15 protein-coding genes are annotated in these 16,316 nt (G+C 50.4%); 11 read left to right on the top strand and 4 right to left on the bottom strand.

From position 1 onward, the window contains the following. The first annotated feature begins 137 nt into the window (after positions 1-137). Entirely contained in the window at positions 138-3,203 is a 3,066-nt protein-coding gene (locus tag PGX44_RS12720; protein ID WP_498855657.1) for an autotransporter outer membrane beta-barrel domain-containing protein, read from the top strand. A 694-nt stretch (positions 3,204-3,897) separates the two neighbouring features. Continuing rightward, positions 3,898-5,532: a malolactic enzyme gene (locus tag PGX44_RS12715; protein WP_498855656.1), complete on the top strand. Its 1,635-nt coding sequence runs from the start codon at positions 3,898-3,900 to the stop codon at positions 5,530-5,532. 474 nt (positions 5,533-6,006) lie between these two features. Here PGX44_RS12715 and PGX44_RS12710 read toward each other — a convergent pair whose 3' ends face one another. Both PGX44_RS12710 and PGX44_RS12705 read right to left on the bottom strand, forming a co-directional pair. Continuing rightward, the gene (locus tag PGX44_RS12710; RefSeq protein ID WP_498855655.1) at positions 6,007-6,144 is read right to left on the bottom strand and encodes an arsenate reductase family protein; all 138 of its coding nucleotides are present in this window, start codon (positions 6,142-6,144) and stop codon (positions 6,007-6,009) included. Beyond that, positions 6,099-6,347: an arsenate reductase family protein gene (locus PGX44_RS12705; protein WP_498855654.1), complete on the bottom strand. Its 249-nt coding sequence runs from the start codon at positions 6,345-6,347 to the stop codon at positions 6,099-6,101. The genes PGX44_RS12710 and PGX44_RS12705 overlap by 46 nt, the downstream gene beginning before the upstream one ends. A gap of 196 nt (positions 6,348-6,543) precedes the next feature. On the opposite strand from PGX44_RS12705, the gene PGX44_RS12700 reads away from it, so the two are divergent. The 4 genes from PGX44_RS12700 to PGX44_RS12685 all read left to right on the top strand — a co-directional run bounded on the left by PGX44_RS12700 (position 6,544) and on the right by PGX44_RS12685 (position 10,050). Then, positions 6,544-7,905, top strand: coding sequence for a tetratricopeptide repeat protein (locus PGX44_RS12700; RefSeq protein ID WP_498855653.1), 1,362 nt, complete (start codon positions 6,544-6,546; stop codon positions 7,903-7,905). Then, positions 7,902-8,120 carry a hypothetical protein gene (locus PGX44_RS12695; RefSeq protein ID WP_498855652.1) on the top strand — a complete coding sequence of 73 codons (219 nt, stop codon included), beginning with the start codon at positions 7,902-7,904 and terminating at the stop codon, positions 8,118-8,120. Before PGX44_RS12700 ends, PGX44_RS12695 begins: the two co-directional genes overlap by 4 nt. A gap of 40 nt (positions 8,121-8,160) precedes the next feature. Further along, the gene (locus PGX44_RS12690; protein ID WP_498855651.1) at positions 8,161-8,973 is read left to right on the top strand and encodes an alpha/beta fold hydrolase; all 813 of its coding nucleotides are present in this window, start codon (positions 8,161-8,163) and stop codon (positions 8,971-8,973) included. Between the two features lie 339 nt (positions 8,974-9,312). Continuing rightward, the gene (locus PGX44_RS12685) at positions 9,313-10,050 is read left to right on the top strand and encodes a hypothetical protein (protein WP_498855650.1); all 738 of its coding nucleotides are present in this window, start codon (positions 9,313-9,315) and stop codon (positions 10,048-10,050) included. 234 nt (positions 10,051-10,284) lie between these two features. On the opposite strand, the gene PGX44_RS12680 is transcribed toward PGX44_RS12685, so the two are convergent. Both PGX44_RS12680 and PGX44_RS12675 read right to left on the bottom strand, forming a co-directional pair. Next, positions 10,285-10,695 (bottom strand): type II toxin-antitoxin system HicB family antitoxin, encoded by a 411-nt coding sequence (locus PGX44_RS12680; protein WP_498855649.1) that lies wholly within the window; start codon positions 10,693-10,695, stop codon positions 10,285-10,287. Positions 10,696-10,723: 28 nt separating this feature from the next. Further along, the gene (locus PGX44_RS12675; RefSeq protein WP_498855648.1) at positions 10,724-11,620 is read right to left on the bottom strand and encodes a LysR family transcriptional regulator; all 897 of its coding nucleotides are present in this window, start codon (positions 11,618-11,620) and stop codon (positions 10,724-10,726) included. 109 nt (positions 11,621-11,729) lie between these two features. Here PGX44_RS12675 and PGX44_RS12670 point away from each other — a divergent pair, with 109 nt between their 5' ends. From PGX44_RS12670 to PGX44_RS12650, 5 genes are all read left to right on the top strand, one after another. Beyond that, positions 11,730-12,527 carry an aldo/keto reductase gene (locus tag PGX44_RS12670; protein ID WP_498855647.1) on the top strand — a complete coding sequence of 266 codons (798 nt, stop codon included), beginning with the start codon at positions 11,730-11,732 and terminating at the stop codon, positions 12,525-12,527. Between the two features lie 13 nt (positions 12,528-12,540). Further along, positions 12,541-13,542: an aldo/keto reductase gene (locus tag PGX44_RS12665; protein WP_498855646.1), complete on the top strand. Its 1,002-nt coding sequence runs from the start codon at positions 12,541-12,543 to the stop codon at positions 13,540-13,542. Between the two features lie 8 nt (positions 13,543-13,550). Then, positions 13,551-14,063: a flavodoxin family protein gene (locus tag PGX44_RS12660; protein WP_498855645.1), complete on the top strand. Its 513-nt coding sequence runs from the start codon at positions 13,551-13,553 to the stop codon at positions 14,061-14,063. Then, the gene (locus PGX44_RS12655) at positions 14,060-14,710 is read left to right on the top strand and encodes an SDR family NAD(P)-dependent oxidoreductase (RefSeq protein WP_498855644.1); all 651 of its coding nucleotides are present in this window, start codon (positions 14,060-14,062) and stop codon (positions 14,708-14,710) included. The genes PGX44_RS12660 and PGX44_RS12655 overlap by 4 nt, the downstream gene beginning before the upstream one ends. A gap of 160 nt (positions 14,711-14,870) precedes the next feature. Then, positions 14,871-16,256 (top strand): MATE family efflux transporter, encoded by a 1,386-nt coding sequence (locus tag PGX44_RS12650; RefSeq protein ID WP_498855643.1) that lies wholly within the window; start codon positions 14,871-14,873, stop codon positions 16,254-16,256. Positions 16,257-16,316: the final 60 nt, after the last annotated feature.

Below are 16,316 nucleotides of genomic sequence, written 5' to 3'. Positions count from 1 at the left end.
TATGGGGCATAAAGTAGATTCATGCAATACCGATTTACACAAACTATTTTACACTCCCTCTGAGCTGTGGGGATAGAAGCAGGTGGGACTGTTTTTATGGTGGCCAGGGTACGGTTTTATTGTTTGGAGGAGAAAAAATGAATAGACGTGAGAGGCTTTTAACGACGTTGGTTGTTTCTGGTTTGCTTGGTGCGGGTGTTTCTGTGATGCCTGTGTATGCTTCGGTTAGTGTGGGGCTGACTGGTGGTGCGATGGAGTCTGTGGATGCGTCGGAGTTTGCTGAGCTTTCTGGGAGTGCGTATACGCAGTCTGGCAGCGGGAATTCGTTGACGGTTGTGGATAGTTCTGTGAATGGGTCTGTCTATGGCGGGCACAGTGAGGCTGATAGTGCGGATAGCAATGTTGTGTCGGTTTCTGATGGTTCTGCCGGTAATGTGTGGGGCGGCAAGTCTGGTTCGTATGAGGCTTCGTATGGGTCGTATACGGTGACGGGTGGTAGTGCTAATGGGAATGGTGTGACGATCAACAATGGGGCTGTTGTGCAGCAGAAGGTTGTTGGTGGTGAGGCTGCGGCTAAGAATGCGAATGGGAACCGCGTGACGATTCAGGGGGCTGTTATTGGCGGAGCCGGGCAGAGTGAGTATGAGAAGGCTGAGGTTCATCCTACGTCGGAGAAGATTGGTTCGGATTTGATTGCCGGTGGTGTTTCTTCTGATGGCGATACGAATCAGAATGTGGTCCGCGTGAGTGATACGGTCATTAAGAGCAAGCACCTGGCGATTTTCGGCGGTTTGTCTGATGCCAGTGCGAAGGGGAATGAGGTGACTGTTTCTCTTGCTACGGCGGGCGATACGCAGTTAATTCTCACTGGTGGTTCTGCTATTAATGGCACGGCTGAAGGAAATATTGTGGATGTGACCGATACGGGCAGCGGCACGTTCCAGTCGATTGTTGGCGGAACTTCTTGGGCACACCCGGATGATTTGACAGAGCAGCCTGATGGGGATGATCCTACATACGGCTCGCTGAATAATCAGGTTCATTTGCAAGGTGTCCACGTGGCTCCTTTGGTCGGTTCGACTTTTTCTTCCGGTGTGTATGCCGGGTATAGTTTTTGGGGCAAGGTCGAAGGAAACAGTGCTTCCATCGAAGACTGTACCGTTTCCTCTGTCAGCGGCGGTTATTCTATGATGGGCAGTACGTCTGGCAATAAAGTAGAGCTTTCTTCGTCTCAGGTGAAGGATACGATGGGCAATACGAAAGATAGTACAGCCGGCCTGGTTTTCGGGGGCCTGTCTGTCAATGGCCGTGCTGCCGATGATAACCAGGTGATTCTTGCTAAGGGGTCGCAGGCCCAGAGCGTGTATGGTGGCCTGGGGCAGATGGGGACGGCGAAGGGAAATAGCGTCACGATTACGGACAGCAGCGTTGAAACGGAGGCTGTCGGCGGCCAGACCGGCGATATGGTTGGCTGGGAGATGTTTCCTGAACAGCCTAAGGATGCCGAAAAAAATCAGGTAACGGTGAACGGTACCAGCAGTATTGGTACAGTCGTCGGTGGCGAAGCTGCTATAATCAATACCTTTGATGAGGAAGGGAATGAAGTGACCTTAAGCGGCAAAGCTGTGGGCAACGCGGTGACGGTCAATGGCGGTACGATCAAGAACAGCGTTCTCGGCGGTCATTCGGCTATGTCCGCTGCGACGGGCAATACGGTGACCATTGCCGGCGGTACCATCGGCACAGAAACGGCCGGTACGGGCGAAGCCGATGACAATGCTATTGCCGGGGGCTTTGCGGAAAACGGCGCGGCTGCGGATAATACTGTAAATATTACCGGTGGTACTTTGGGGTCTATGCTGAGCCTTTACGGCGGCTATACGACGGATAAGACGAAGAGTACTGGTAATACCCTCAATGTTTATACGCAGGGAAATACGGTCAAAAACCTGGACTATTTCCAGAACCTTAATTTTTACGTACCGGAAACGGCTAAAGGCGGCGATACGCTGGTTACGGTAACGGATACGGCCGATGTGACTGGTGCGGCCATTACGGCTGGCGTAGAAGAACGGACGCAGCTTTCTCCGGGACAAGTGATCAAGGTCATCTATGATGGTAAGGGGATCGCTTCCGATGGCGCCACGTACAGCATGATGAGCGGCAAAAACAGCGTTACTGATGCCGGTTTTGTGACACACACTGTCGATATTAAGAAGCAAGATGCCAATACGATTGTTCTCTATATTCCGGAAAACAAATCGGTCATCAATCCCGATACGAAGCTCATTCCGGAACAGCGCGAAGCCGCGATTAACAATTTGGTCAATGCGTCGGACCTGGCGGCCAGCAATGGCTTTGCCAGTGCCGTTGCGGCTTGGGATGAGGACCATTCTATTAGCAAGAAATTTACGCCTTACGTCGTCCTCGGCGGTCACGATTTGCGCTATGAAACGGGTTCCTATGTAGACGATATGGGCTTTAATAGTGAACTGGGCTTCGTCCGCCGCTCTTTCCATGACGACTATGCCGATACGGTTATGCCGTTCCTTGAATATGGCAATGGCAACTACACGGCGCACTTGGATGACGGCGCTCGGGCTGACGGGAATCAGCGCTATATTGGTGCAGGCATTCTCGTCCGCAGGGATAAAAAGAGCGGGCTTCATTACGAAGGCATGGTTCGTGCCGGCCGTTTAGACGGTGATTTCCGCGGTATCATTGGGAAATACGCCGCCACATACGACACGACGTCACCGTATATTGCCGCTCATGTAGGCGTGGGCAAGGTGAAAACTTACGGCGATAAGGATCTCGACTGGTACGGGAAATTCTTCTGGACCCATTTGGGCAGTGACTCCGTCCTCGTCCACAGCGAACTCGGCGACAGCCGTTACCATTTTGATGACGTCAATTCGTACCGCACGCGTCTGGGCCTGCGCTGGACAAAGCACCAGAGCGACAGCCGCTCCTATTACGCAGGCCTCGGCTGGGACTATGAATTCGACGGCGAAGCCAGGGCCCAATATCAGGTCTTTGATACGCCCAACCCGAGCGTCCATGGCTCCAGTGGGTTCTTGGAACTGGGCTGGCAGAGTAAGATTACGAAAGAAGAGCCCTGGGGCGCTGATGTGAAGCTCACCGGCTGGGCCGGGAAGCAAAGAGGCGTGACGTATAGTGCGACTATTAGCCGGGCGTTTTAGAAAAGGCGCCACCTATGGGGGAGCTGGGCCAGTCGCGGAGCGACTGGGTCTGAAGGGGTTCATTTCTGTATATTCAGCCTCTATCCCGGCTTCGCCGTACTTTCCCCAGTCTTGGGGAAAGCCATTGCTTTATATACTTTAAAATTACTGTTTCTTTTAAATTAGAGCTGTATTTTTTAATTTTGTAAAGTATGGACTTTTGACTCATAGGTGCAAGACGCAGTGCGGTTCGTTAAAATATGATGTTTTTATATGGATAGTAAAAGCCCCGGATGCTGTGTGTCGTCTGGGGCTTTTACTTTGTTGGTATATTTTAGTGATCTTTTTGTGAAATCAATCTCTATCCCCGGTTACGCTTCGCTCCCGGGACTTTCTCCGGTCTCGGAGAAAGCCTTCTGCGGTGCATTTTTAGGTCTACTAATTGTATCTGATTCAATCCAATGCATCTTGTGTATTCAACCTCTATCCCGGCTTCGCCGTACTTTCCCCAGTCTTGGGGAAAGCCATTGCTTTATATAGTTTAAAATTAATGATTATTTCGGATTTATACTTTGATTTTTAAGATTTGGAAGTCGTAGGCTTTCTCCAGTTTCGGATAAAGCCTTTTACATATAGTTAATTTGATTGAAAAATAATAAATAATAATTGTCATCTAATATTCATAGTGCTATGATTAAGAAAATGTATTGAAAGGGTGGTTTATATGAAGAAGACTGGTTATGCATTGTTAGGGGATCCGTTTTTGAATAAGGGGACTGCTTTTTCTTTGGAGGAACGGTTGGATGCGGGGCTTATGGGGTTGTTGCCTCCTGTGGTTGAGTCGATTGAGCAGCAGGCGGTGCGTGTGTATGATACGTTTTCCAGGAAGCAGGGCGGGCTGGAGAAGCGGCAGTATTTGATGGATGTTTTTAATGAAAATAGGACTCTGTTCTTTTATACTTTCAAGGATCATTTGGAAGAGTGGATGCCTATTGTGTATGATCCGGTTATTGCTGAAAGTATTGAGTCGTATAGCGATAATTATGTTAGTCCTCAGCGGGCGGCGTTTCTTTCTCTTGATCGTCCGGAGGATGTTGAAGGGACGTTGCGCCGGGCTGCGGAGGATCGTACTATTAAGCTGATTGTTGTCACTGATGCTGAGGCGATTTTGGGGATTGGCGACTGGGGTGTGAATGGTGTAGATATTTCTGTGGGCAAGCTCATGGTTTATAATGCTGCCGGTATTGATCCGTCTGTTGTTTTGCCGGTGGTTCTTGATTGTGGTACGGACCGGAAAGAGCTTTTGGAGGATTCGCAGTATTTAGGGGCCCGTCATGGTCGTGTGCGTGGTGCGGCTTATGATGCTTTTGTGGATCATGTTGTGCAGACGATTGAAGGGCTCTTTCCTCAGGTGTATTTGCATTTTGAGGATTTTGGCCGGGAGCATGCGGCGGCTATTTTGGAACGGTATCGTCATGAGTTTGCCGTGTTCAACGATGATTGCCAGGGCACAGGGATTATTACGTTGGCAGGGCTTTTAGGGGCGATGAAGATTAGTGGCCAAAAGTTGACGGATCAGCGCTACATGTGTTTTGGTGCCGGTACTGCCGGTGCAGGGATTACGGGCCAGATTTGCCGGGAAATGATGCGGCAAGGTCTTTCGGAAGCGGAGGCGAAGAGTCATTTTTATCTTGTCGATAAGCAGGGCCTTCTTTTTGACGATATGACGGATCTTACGCCGGAACAGCGGCCTTTTGCTAGAAAGAGGAGTGAGTTTGCCGGTCAGCCTACGGCGACGCTTGTCGATGCGGTAAAGGCTGTTAGGCCTACGATTCTTGTCGGTACGTCGACGACGCCGGGGACGTTTACGGAGGATATTGTGAAAGTCATGTTGTCCTGGTGCGAACGCCCGATCATTTTCCCGTTGAGCAATCCGACGGAATTAGCTGAAGCTAAAGCTGCTGACCTGTTGCGCTGGTCTCAAGGGAAGGCTCTTATTGCAACGGGGATTCCTGTGGAACCTGTTACGTATGAAGGGACAACGTATCATATTGGCCAGGCCAATAATGCTCTCATTTATCCGGGCTTGGGTCTGGGGAGTATTGCCGCTGGGGCGACGCAGGTTTCTGAAGAGATGATTTCTGCTGCAGCCCATGCTTTGGTGGGCTTCGTTGATGTAGAGCAAGAAGGGCCGGCTGTCATTCCTCCTGTTGCTCATCTGCGTAACTTTACGCAGGCCGTAGCGGAAGCGGTGGCGGAGTGTGCTATAAAACAAGGCTTGGCAACGACGGAAGAAAAGGATGCCCATGCTGCTGTGATGCGGACGATTTGGACGCCGAAGTATGTGTGAGTGGTGTGTTGTGGAATCAGCCTCTATCCATGGTTATTGAGCTTTATGGTATCAACGTTAGGGCTACTAATTTCGCCTCTTTGGTTCTGTATTCAGCCTCTATCCCGGCTTCGCCGTACTTTCCCCAGTCTTGGGGAAAGCTATCGCTTCGTATACTTTAAATTTAATGGTTATTTAAAATTAATTCCTTGCTTTTTTAGATTTAGCAGCTATAGGATTTCGACTTGACTGGGCGTGATGTTTTTGATATAGACAGTAAGAGCCCCGGATGCTGTGTGTCGTCTGGGGCTTTTACTTTGTTGGTATATTTTAGGTTTGTTTTAGTGATTTTTTTGTGAAATCAACCTCTATCCCCGGTTATTGAGCTTTATGGTATCACCGTTAGGGCTACTGGTTGTATTGGATTCAACCTATTGTTTATATTCAACCTCTATCCCCGCTTCGCGGGACTTTCTCCGGTCTCGGAGAAAGCGTTTATTCCCAGGTTTTCCAGGTGTCTGGGGCGTAGCCTATGGTGGCTTTTTTGCCGTTGCGGACTATGGGTGTTTTTAGGATGTGTTGGTTTTCTAGGAGTTTTTCTTCTTTGTTTTCTGGGACGATGTATTGGAGCAAGGCAAGGTGTCTTTGTCTTTTGTGTTTGTGTCGATGAGGTTGTCCAGGCCGCCTACGGCTTGTTTGATGCTGGTGAGTTCGCCTTTGCTGAGGCCTTTTTCTTTGAGGTCGATGAATTGGGCTTTGATGCCGCGTTCTTTGAAGTAGCGGATGGCTTTTTTTGTGTCGAAGCATTTTTTGGTACCGAAGATTTGTATGTTCATGGTTTCCTCCTTATTTTTTTTACTCTATTATACAGGCTGTTGTGGGAAAGACAACATTTTTGTTTTCCCAGGCGAATTCTTTTTCCTCTGCGTACGGGACGTTTTGGTTGACGCGGGCTTGTCTTACCCGCTACAATGGGGATAACGAATGTATATAATATATACGAGATATGAGAGCAGAAGGAGTTATGCTATTATGCAAAAGTCTGATGTAACAGAACCGGTGTTGACCGAGACGGAGCTTGAGGAGCTCAAACAGCGTGTTGCCAAGGGCGATACGGAGGCCATGGTCGATTTAGGGATGCATTATTGGGATGAGGGTTCAGATCTGAAAAAGGCTGCGACTCTTTTGCGTCAGGCTGCCATGGCGGGTGATGATGTGGCCATGGGGCTTTTAGGGGAGTTTTATATTGAGCAAAAGCAGTTTTCCAGGGCCCAGGAATGGTATGAGAGGGGTGCCGCTGCCGGTAATGTTTATGCCAAGATCGGCTTGGCCGGCATGTATTTGGATGGTTTGGGCATCCGCAAGAACCGCCGCCGGGCCAAGAAGCTTTTTACAGAGGCAGCAGAAACAGGCGATTTACACGCGATTCATGTAATGGGGCAATTGTGCTGTGAGGGAAATTTCCTGTCAGGACCGGATTATGCCGAAGGCCTGCAGTGGTTTGGCCGGGCGCTGGAGGCGGGCGATATCTTGGCTGCGTCTACTATTGGCAGCATTTATGAGACAGGTGGCTATGGCGTTTCTGCTGATAGCGGGCTGGCACGGCAATATTTTGAAAAAGGTGCTTCTACAGGAGACCCGCGGGGGATCGTGGCTCTGGCCAAGTATTTGAAATACAGGGATCCGGCCAATGCCGAACAGGTCGTCGGTCTCTATAGGTTAGCGGCAGAAAAGGACTATTCTCCGGCGATGCTTCTTTTGTGCCAGGCCTATCGTGAGGGCTACGGTACAAAGCCCAGCTTTACGTCTTTTGTCCGCTGGGCCAAGGAAGCCGCTCTGGCCGGCAACGAAGAGGGCCGGGAACTCATGGAGGATGCGTTTTTTGTTTTCCATGATCCCGTAGATATAGGGCCTTATTGTGATGAAGAGGCTTGTATGGAGCTGTTTCGTGCGCATGATGCCCAGTCGCTGTATCTCTTGGGAAAAGTGGTTCAATCGCATGCGAACGATGAGTTGGGCCTGGACGATCGGCTTGGCTTCCTGTGCTGGGAAGAGGCAGCAGAAAAAGGGTATGTGCCGGCTATGCTGGAGCTGGGGTTACTGATTGTCTCTATGGCCGAACCTGACGATGAGCTCTATGAAGAAGTATCAAAAAAGGCCTTTGGCTATTTGCGTACGGCAGCAGAAGCCGGCGAGATCCGGGCCATGCTCAGTCTGGCTGATATGTATTGTGCAGGACAAGGCACGCCTGTCGACAAAGATCAAGCCTTCTACTGGCTGCAAAAAGCAGTGGCGGCGCACGACCCCGATGCCTGCCTGCAGCTGTCACGTATATGGGAGGCCCCGGTTCGCCCTATGCTTCCTATGTGCAGCCTGATGGAAAAAAAGCGATGATGCTCTTAAAGGAAGCGGCCGATGGAGGCTGTGTCATGGCCATGGGCATGTATGGCGTTTCCCTTTTCTTGGGCAACAATGTAAAAAAGGATGAAAAGGAAGGCATGCGCTACGTGCAGGAAGCGGCTGATCTGGGCGACGAAGGTGTCAAAAACTTTATGGAATTACTGCAGCGCCATAATCTGGATTCGCTGGATTTGCATAGCCTAAACTAGTCACATTACAGGTATAGTTTTTTGGAAAGGAGCGTGTTCTATGCCTTATTTTGCTACAGACGATAATTGCCGTTTGTATTATGAAGTGCGTGGTCAGGGCCAGCCTGTCGTGTTTATTCATGGCTGGAGCGTCAACCGCCATTTTTTTAAGAAGCAGATTCCTGCGTTTGCCGAAACATACCAGGTCGTGTCGTACGATTTGCGCGGTCATGGTGATTCGGACCGGCCTGAGACAGGTCTGTATTTGTCCCGCTTTGCCAAGGATTTGCATGAGCTGCTCGACTATTTGGCCGTGAAGAAGGTGATTCTCGTGGCTTGGTCTATGGGCGTGCAGATTGTCTGGGATTATATTTCCCAATATGGCTGTGACAATATTGCCAAGCTCGTGCTCATCGATATGACACCGAAGGTCGTTGCCGATGCGGAGGACCATTGGGAATATACTATGTATCCGGCGTATACCCGCAGGGCCGGCCTGGCCTTTCTGAACGACATTGCTGTTGATTGGCATGCTGTGGCTGAGAAATTTGCACCGGCTATCTTTTTCCGCGGCCCGGCGCAGGAAGAGATTCCCTGGGTCCTCGACATGGTCAAGCGCAATACGGTGCACGTCATGGTCAACATGTGGCTGGCTATGCTCATGAGTGATTACCGGGATGTCATGGAAAAGATCACGGTACCCTGCCTTTTGACGTATGGCACGTGCCGCTCGTCTAAAATGCCGAAGACAGAGGAATGGCTTCAGTCCCATATTAAGGGCTCAGAGGTCGCTGCTTTTAACGGCGGTCATATCCATTTCCTGCAGGATCCGGATCATTTCAACGACGTAGTATTGGATTTTTTGGCGAAGTAGAAGAAACGAGGTCACCGTGTTTTGCGGGGGCCTTGTTTTTATGTGAAGGGATATTTTTGTCTTTATGACAAGGACAAAAACAATGGGTTTTAGCTTGTTTTGTTGAAGGGATGAGAATGGAAATCTGAATAAGCGGTCATTATGCGGTGCTTTTCTCGTTTATTTATAATTCACAAGACACACGTCTGTATGTCTGTTTATAATCTATTTATTAATTATACTACTCTTTTTATACAGAACAACTTATTAATAAAATGATAAATATAGGAAAACGCCTTGATTTAAGAGATATCAGTAATGATATAATTAGCCATATCTAATTATACGGAGGCGGTTTCCTTGAAGAAGAAAACAGTAACAAGTATTATGGCAGCCATGTTGTTGGCGGCTAGTATTAGTGGTACGGCAGTGGTTCAGGCGGCACCACATGATACGTCGATTGCGATTATCACGGAAAGTATGCCGACAGAAAATTCTGATCAGGAAGGGAATAATGCAGATGGCGCTGGCTTTAAGTCCCGTGTCGCAGAAATTCTCAATCAGGATGCCGGTACTGTTAAAGGTGTAAAGCGGGGTGATCTTTATGTACCTAAGGATACCCAAATCATGCTCGTCCTTCAGGATCCACTGCATTCGAAACGCGTTAAATCGGGAGCAAATTTCCGTTTGAAAACAGCTGATAACCTGATGATCAATGATGTTATTGTCATTCCCAAGGGACAGGAAGTTATTGGACGGGTGCTTAAGGCGCATGGCAATGGCCTCTTTGGCTCATCCGGAAAATTAGAAATTAATATTCCGTATGTAGAAACGCGTAATGGTATTCAGATTCCTGTCAACGGCTATGTCAGTGGTTACGGGAAAAGTGATGGTGGCGCCATTGCTGTAGCAGCTGCTGTTACCTTCATTGGCGGCCTCTTTATGAAGGGAACAAATATCGAATATACACCGGGGCAGCTTTTCTGTGTCACTGTAAAGGAAGATACAGATCTTGACGCAACGCCGGATAATTTGGAAGCTGCTATGGCGTCTACACGTCCCCATGGCCAGAATCTGGTTGTAAAGGCGGCGCAGTAACGTATTATGGTTTTTATCATAAAAGGTCTGCTCATTGGTTTGGTATTGGCAATGATTAAGCTTGCATATCAAGAAGTGAAGGAAAAACACTTTCTCAAAGCATTGCTATATTTTATGTTATTTATTGGCTTTACTATTTTGTACGGTCTCGTCCGGAAAATGACATCGATACATGCCCTATAATCACAGCAAAGCCCTGCATCGGCCGATGCAGGGCTTTTTGTATGTGCTGTTTTAGTGGTTGTGGTGGAACATTTCTAATAAGGCGCTTTGAAGGAGCATGGAGTAGTTGATGACTCGTTCCTGGCCCATGGTGTCTAGCCATTTGGGCAGGGTGATCATGCGGTCGATTGTACGGGTGTCGTGCTTTTTGCGGTATTCCCAGGTATCGGCTTTGATGAGGGAAATGAAGGCGTCTGCAGCGGGTGTGAGGGCAGCTGGGTTCGTAGGTCTGGGCAGGGTTTTTCCTTCTTCTTCGGCGTGCCAGAGCCAGCGGTTGAGGGCTTCTTCGGCTGCAGCAAAGGCTGTGGTCCATGTTTTTCCTTTGGCATGGAGCCAGGGGAAGTCAGGGAATTCGATGGCGTAGCCGCCTTCTTTTTTCTGGGCGAAGAGCGCAGGGTACACGTATTGCATGGCGTACTTCATGGGGATAGGTCCTCCTTTCGGGAAAGTGTCAGGCCTTTGTGTAGTCATCCAGGCAGTGGAGGAATTGGGCAAAGGCTCTGGACGGGTGACGGGAATAGACAATGCCGAAGGGCATGGTGTAGTGCCAGTTTGTAACCGGGCGCGTGACAATGGACGGATGGACGTGGGTCCACGTGTCCGGTACTTCCAGAAGGTAGCCTTTTTGGTCGCATTCGTTGAAGACGGCTATGTCGTAGAAATTTTCCAGATCGACAAGCTGGATGGCCGGGTGATTCGTTTCTATTTCCTGGCGCAAGGCGTCCAAAGCCGGCGATTCACCTGGTTTGAGAAGCATAAGAGTTTCACCGTCCAGATCGGACCAGGTAAGGTTTTCTTTTTGTGCCAGGCTATGGCGGCGGGACATAGCAATGCAGCACGTGCATGTGCGCAGGGGATAGATGGCGTAGTTTTCCTGCCACGTACGGGAATCGCAAGGACTGACGAAGCAGTCAATATCCTTTCCCAGGGATTTGAACATGTTGGTCATGCTGGCCGGATCGTCTTCAAAGGGAATCACCTGGATTTGAAAGGGCTGTGTGCCAGTGTCGTGGGCGGTCCAATAATCCATGAGGCGCCGGCAAGGGCGCAGGAGGGACGTACCGATGCGGATTGTGGCTTGGGCTGTACCTTCGATGTGACGGGCTTCGTCGATGGCCCGGTCGGAAAGGGCCATTATTTCCTTGGCTGCTTCATAAAGGTGGACGCCGGCTTCTGTCAGGCGGACGCCGTGGTGCGTCCGCGTAAAGAGGGTTACGCCTGTTTCCTTTTCTAAGGCGTTGATCTGATTCATGACGGAGACGGTTGTCGTGTAGAGGCTGGTGGTGGCTTTTGTGAAACTGCCCAGGTCAGCAGCGCGGATAAACGTATCAAGCAGGTGATTATACATAGGGCATTCCTTCTTCTGGCATTAAGAAATTCTTAATACCATGTTAGCATTTTAGTCAATTCTCTGTCAACGCGGCTGGGCGTAGAATACAGATACGGAGGTGAGAGAAATGGCAAATGTAACGCTGAATAACGGCCTTGTTATGCCGCTTCTGGGCTATGGGACGTATCAGATTCCACCGCCTCAGACGGAAGCCTGTGTGGCTGCGGCGCTACGGGCGGGGTATCGGTCTATCGATACGGGCCAGTGCTACGGCAATGAAGAGGAAACGGGCCGGGCCTGCCGTAAAGCAGGGCTTGACCGGGCGGACCTTTTTGTTACAACGAAGCTTTGGGGCTGCCGGGGCTATGATGATACGCGCCGCTCTATTGAAGCCTCGCGGCAGCGTTTGGGGTTGGGCCCCATAGATTTGCTGCTTCTGCATGAGCCTAGTGGCCATATTCCTGAAATCTACAGGGCCATGGAGGATGCCTATCGTGACGGCAGTGTGCGCGCTATTGGCGTCGCTAATTTCCTGGAAGAGGCCTATCTCGATCTGGTCAATCACTGTCGCATCATTCCGGCAGTGAACCAGGTGGAAACGCACGTTTTCCGGCAACAAGGACGGTTGCGCCGGCTAGAAGGGCAAATCGGTACGCAGCATGAAAGCTGGTCGCCCTTGGCCTGTGGCCGTCACGGCATTTGGCACAATCCGGTTTTACTGGAGATCGGCAAGAAACACAGTGCCAGTGTGGCCCAAGTGGCTCTGGCCTTTCTCGTGGAGCAAGGCATCGTAGTCATTCCCAAGAGCACGAGCGCCACGCACATGGAAGAGAACCTGGCGGCGCAACGCGTATCCCTTGATGCGGCAGATATGGAAGCCTTAGAAGCCTTGGATGAGGGAAAAAGTTTGTTTAATTGGTGGTAGAGGAGACATTGCTATGAGACAACGAAAATTAGGGAAATTGACTGTATCGGCTATCGGCATGGGCTGCATGGGATTTACCCATGCCTACGGGGACGGACCGACAGAAGCCGAGGGTATTCGCCTGGTGCACGAAGCCTTTGATCAGGGCTGTACTTTTTTTGATACGGCCGAGATGTACTCGTATTTCAAGAACGAAGAATTTGTCGGCAAAGCGCTGAAAGAATTGCCCCGCGATCAGGTGGTCATTTCTGATAAGTTTTGGCCTACGCCCTTGCCGGGCCAGGACATGCCCGAAGGGAAATTGAGCGAAGCCGGCATCCGCAAGGATATAGAAGGCTCGTTGCGCCGGTTGCAGACGGATTATATCGACCTCTATACAGAGCACCAGATGGAAGATGGTTCGGAAGAAGCAGTAGCTTACGTGATGGGCAAGCTCATCCGGGAAGGCAAGATCCGCGCCTGGGGCCAGTCTTCGCCGACGGCAGACCAGATTCGCAAGGCTCACGCCGTTACGCCTATTACGGCCATTCAGAGTGAGTATTCTATGATGGAACGGAAATGGGAGGCCGATGTCTTGCCCTTGTGCCGGGAATTAGGTATTGGCTTTGTCGCCTTTGCGCCTATGGGCAACGGTTTTTTGAGCGGCAAATATCACGGCGGTGAAACCTTTGCCAAAAATGATTTGCGCAACGTCATTACGCGCTTTCAGCCGGAAAACATGGCGGCTAATGAGCCTCTCCTTAAGCTTATGCACGACGTGGCCGCGACAAAGGGCTGTACGATGGCTCAGCTGGCTTTGGCCTGGGTTCTCGCCAGTGGCGATTTCATCGTCCCCATTCCGGGCATGCGCCGGTCCGAACGAATTAAAGAAAACCTCGGCGCTGCTGCCGTAGATCTGACACCTGACGAATACCGGCGCCTAACGGCAGAGATGGACAAACTCACTATTTATGGCGATCGTGATGGCAAGGACATTAAGAAACTCGGTACAGTACCGCAGAATACTATTCGCTAGGAGGGAATATGATGGGGAAGAATATATTGATTCTAAATGGAGCTGCCCGAAAACAAGGCCGCACAGCCGAACTGGTGCAGGCCTTTAGTGACGGCGCCCGGTCAGCCGGCCATGTCGTGACGGAATTTTATCTCGATGGCCTCACCATTCACAGCTGCCGGGGCTGTCTCCACGCAGGTACGGACCCCAATAGCCCATGTACGCAAAAGGACGACATGGACCAAATTTATCGTGCCTTTGCCGCTTGTGATGTCGTCGTTTTTGCATCGCCTGTGTACTTTTGGACCATTACAGGGAAATTGAAAACCGTTGCCGACCGCTTATATGCGTCCCTGGAATGTCTGGGCTATAATGGCTTCCGCCGCGAGAGCGTCCTCCTCATGACCGCCGATGGCAGCGAGTATTCACAGGCACAAACCTGGTATCATACGTACGAACGGAATTTGCATTGGCATAGCCTGGGCGAGATTCTGGGCAAAGGCAGGACAAAAGAAGCCTATCGATTGGGGGAAACTATATGAAAAAGACTATCGTTATTGTAGGAGCTGGCAAGGGCTGCGGCAATCATGTAGCAGATGTATTTGGCAGCCATGATTTTCGCGTTGTTCTCATGGCAAGAAACGCAGACCATCTGGCCGGGTATGCAACGGAACTGGCGGCAAAAGGCATTGAAGTGGCGACAGAAGTGGCTGATGCCTCTGACTTTGCCTCTGTCACCCGCGCCTTTGCAGCAGTCAAAGAGAAATTCGGCATGCCCGACGTGCTCGTTTATAACGTCGGCATCACCAGCCCCGACGCCGCTATAGCCGGAGGCATGACGGCAGACATCCTCGTCGACCGCTACCGTACAGACGTAGCCGGTGCCTATCATGCAATCAAACAAGTCCTGGGAGAAGAATTTTCTCAAAAACACGGCGCCATCCTCATTACCGGCGGCGGCTTCGGCATCTATCCAATGGCAGACTTCCTGCCTCTCTCCTTAGATAAAGCAGCTCTGCGGGCTATGTGCCTGGCCCTGCACGAAGCCCTCAAAAAAGAAAACATCTACGTCGGCACTATGACCGTCACGGATTCTATTGTGCCAGGCGGGCGCTGTGATCCCCATATCGTAGCGGAAGACTTTTGGCGGCTTTATCAGCAACGGGAGGCGTGCGAATTTGTCCGCTAACTACGAAAAACACCTTGACTAGTGCTTTGTCAGGGTGTTTTTTTTATGCTTTTTTGAAAAATGGAATTTCTTGATTTTTTGACCTTTAGTCTTGTTTTCGCTTTGAAAGAGACTATAATATACACGCAGGGTATATCATAGGAGAAAAGTAGGGGATTATATGACTGAAACACATACAGAGAAACAACCGGCCCGTGCAGCACGGCAGCTCGATATGCTGCACGGGTCGTTATGGGATACATTGACGATTTTTGCTTTGCCTTTGGCTTTGACTGGCGTGTTGCAGCAGTTGTTTAATGCGGCGGATGTGGCTGTACTGGGGCAGTTTGTCGGCAAGGAGGCTATGGCGGCCGTTGGCAATAATACGCCGGTCATTTCTCTTTTTGTCACCTTGTTCCTAGGGCTTTCTTTAGGTTCTAATGTAGTCATTGCCCGCTATTTAGGCGCCCGGGAGCCGGAAAAAGCCCATGACGTGTTGCATACGGCTATCCCGCTGGCACTGATCATGGGTGTTATCCTTATGACTATTGGTGAGCTGGCGGCTGTGCCGCTATTGACGATCTTAGGTGTTCCTTCGGAGGTCATGGCACCGGCAGAAACGTATTTGCGTATTTATTTGGCCGGTTTGCCCGTCATTAGCTTGTACAACTTTGAAGCGGCCATCGTCCGCAGCCGTGGCGATACGCGGACGCCGCTCATGGCCTTGGCCGTAGCCAGCGGTCTCAACCTGGTCCTCGATTTTTTGGCCTTTACGATCTTTCTCGACGGCGGCGTTGCCGGTGTCGCTATCGCCACGGTCCTGGCCAACGTGACGAGCTCAGGTATTCTTTTTCGCTTCCTGCGGCACAATACAGGCGTCCTCCATTTGGATCTGAGAGATCTGCATATACGCCGTCAGTATTTGGCAACGATCGTGCGCATTGGTCTCCCCGCAGGGATTCAGGGCATGGTCTTTAGTATTTCTAACGTCGTCGTCCAATCGGCGATTAATAGCCTCGGTGCCGATGCCATGGCCGCTTCGGCAGCAGCCTTTGTTATCGAAGTCAACGTGTATTGCTTCATCAACGCCTATGGGCAGGCAGCGACGACCTTTGTCAGTCAAAACTACGGCGCCCGCAATTACGCCCGTTGCCGTCGTGTCTTTTGGGTTTGCCTGGGTCTTTGCCTGAGCGTGACGACCTTTTTGGTGCTCCTTGTTTACTGGCAGGCTGACGCCATCCTGGGCTTCTTCAGTACCAATCCGGAAGTCATCCGCATGGCTCATATCCGCCTTCAGTGTGTTACGTACCTGCAATGCATCAATATCGTCATTGAAATGATTTCTGACTCTATGCGTGGCTATGGTCTCTCCTTGCCGCCGGCTTTGCTGGCTCTTTTGGGGATTTGCGGTTTCCGTCTCCTTTGGATTTGGACTGTATTTCCTGCGTATCCGACCTTTACGACGATCATGGCAGGTTATCCAATCAGCTGGTTCATTACGGCGGTGCTGCTCGTCATGCTGTATGCCTGGTTTATGAAGCATCAGAAACAGCGGGGGATGTACTAAGAAAAAGGGGATGTGACAAAATGAGAAATCATTTTGTCCACATCCTCTTTTTATTTGCAT

It is taken from the genome of Caecibacter sp. AF58-12pH5A (assembly GCF_027681725.1).
Classification (GTDB): domain Bacteria; phylum Bacillota; class Negativicutes; order Veillonellales; family Megasphaeraceae; genus Megasphaera; species Megasphaera hominis.
Note: the sequence above shows the minus strand (reverse complement) of the source record. Positions and strands in the feature narration are given on the sequence as shown.

Bases quoted from the DNA above. Each gene is read 5' to 3' on its own strand.
- PGX44_RS12720 (WP_498855657.1), top strand. From the start codon at position 138: ATGAATAGACGTGAGAGGCTTTTAACGACGTTGGTTGTTTCTGGTTTG.
- PGX44_RS12705 (WP_498855654.1), bottom strand. From the start codon at position 6,347: ATGAACATACAAATCTTCGGTACCAAAAAATGCTTCGACACAAAAAAA.
- PGX44_RS12700 (WP_498855653.1), top strand. From the start codon at position 6,544: ATGCAAAAGTCTGATGTAACAGAACCGGTGTTGACCGAGACGGAGCTT.
- PGX44_RS12695 (WP_498855652.1), top strand. From the start codon at position 7,902: ATGATGCTCTTAAAGGAAGCGGCCGATGGAGGCTGTGTCATGGCCATG.
- PGX44_RS12690 (WP_498855651.1), top strand. From the start codon at position 8,161: ATGCCTTATTTTGCTACAGACGATAATTGCCGTTTGTATTATGAAGTG.
- PGX44_RS12680 (WP_498855649.1), bottom strand. From the start codon at position 10,695: ATGAAGTACGCCATGCAATACGTGTACCCTGCGCTCTTCGCCCAGAAA.
- PGX44_RS12675 (WP_498855648.1), bottom strand. From the start codon at position 11,620: ATGTATAATCACCTGCTTGATACGTTTATCCGCGCTGCTGACCTGGGC.
- PGX44_RS12670 (WP_498855647.1), top strand. From the start codon at position 11,730: ATGGCAAATGTAACGCTGAATAACGGCCTTGTTATGCCGCTTCTGGGC.
- PGX44_RS12665 (WP_498855646.1), top strand. From the start codon at position 12,541: ATGAGACAACGAAAATTAGGGAAATTGACTGTATCGGCTATCGGCATG.
- PGX44_RS12660 (WP_498855645.1), top strand. From the start codon at position 13,551: ATGATGGGGAAGAATATATTGATTCTAAATGGAGCTGCCCGAAAACAA.
- PGX44_RS12655 (WP_498855644.1), top strand. From the start codon at position 14,060: ATGAAAAAGACTATCGTTATTGTAGGAGCTGGCAAGGGCTGCGGCAAT.
- PGX44_RS12650 (WP_498855643.1), top strand. From the start codon at position 14,871: ATGACTGAAACACATACAGAGAAACAACCGGCCCGTGCAGCACGGCAG.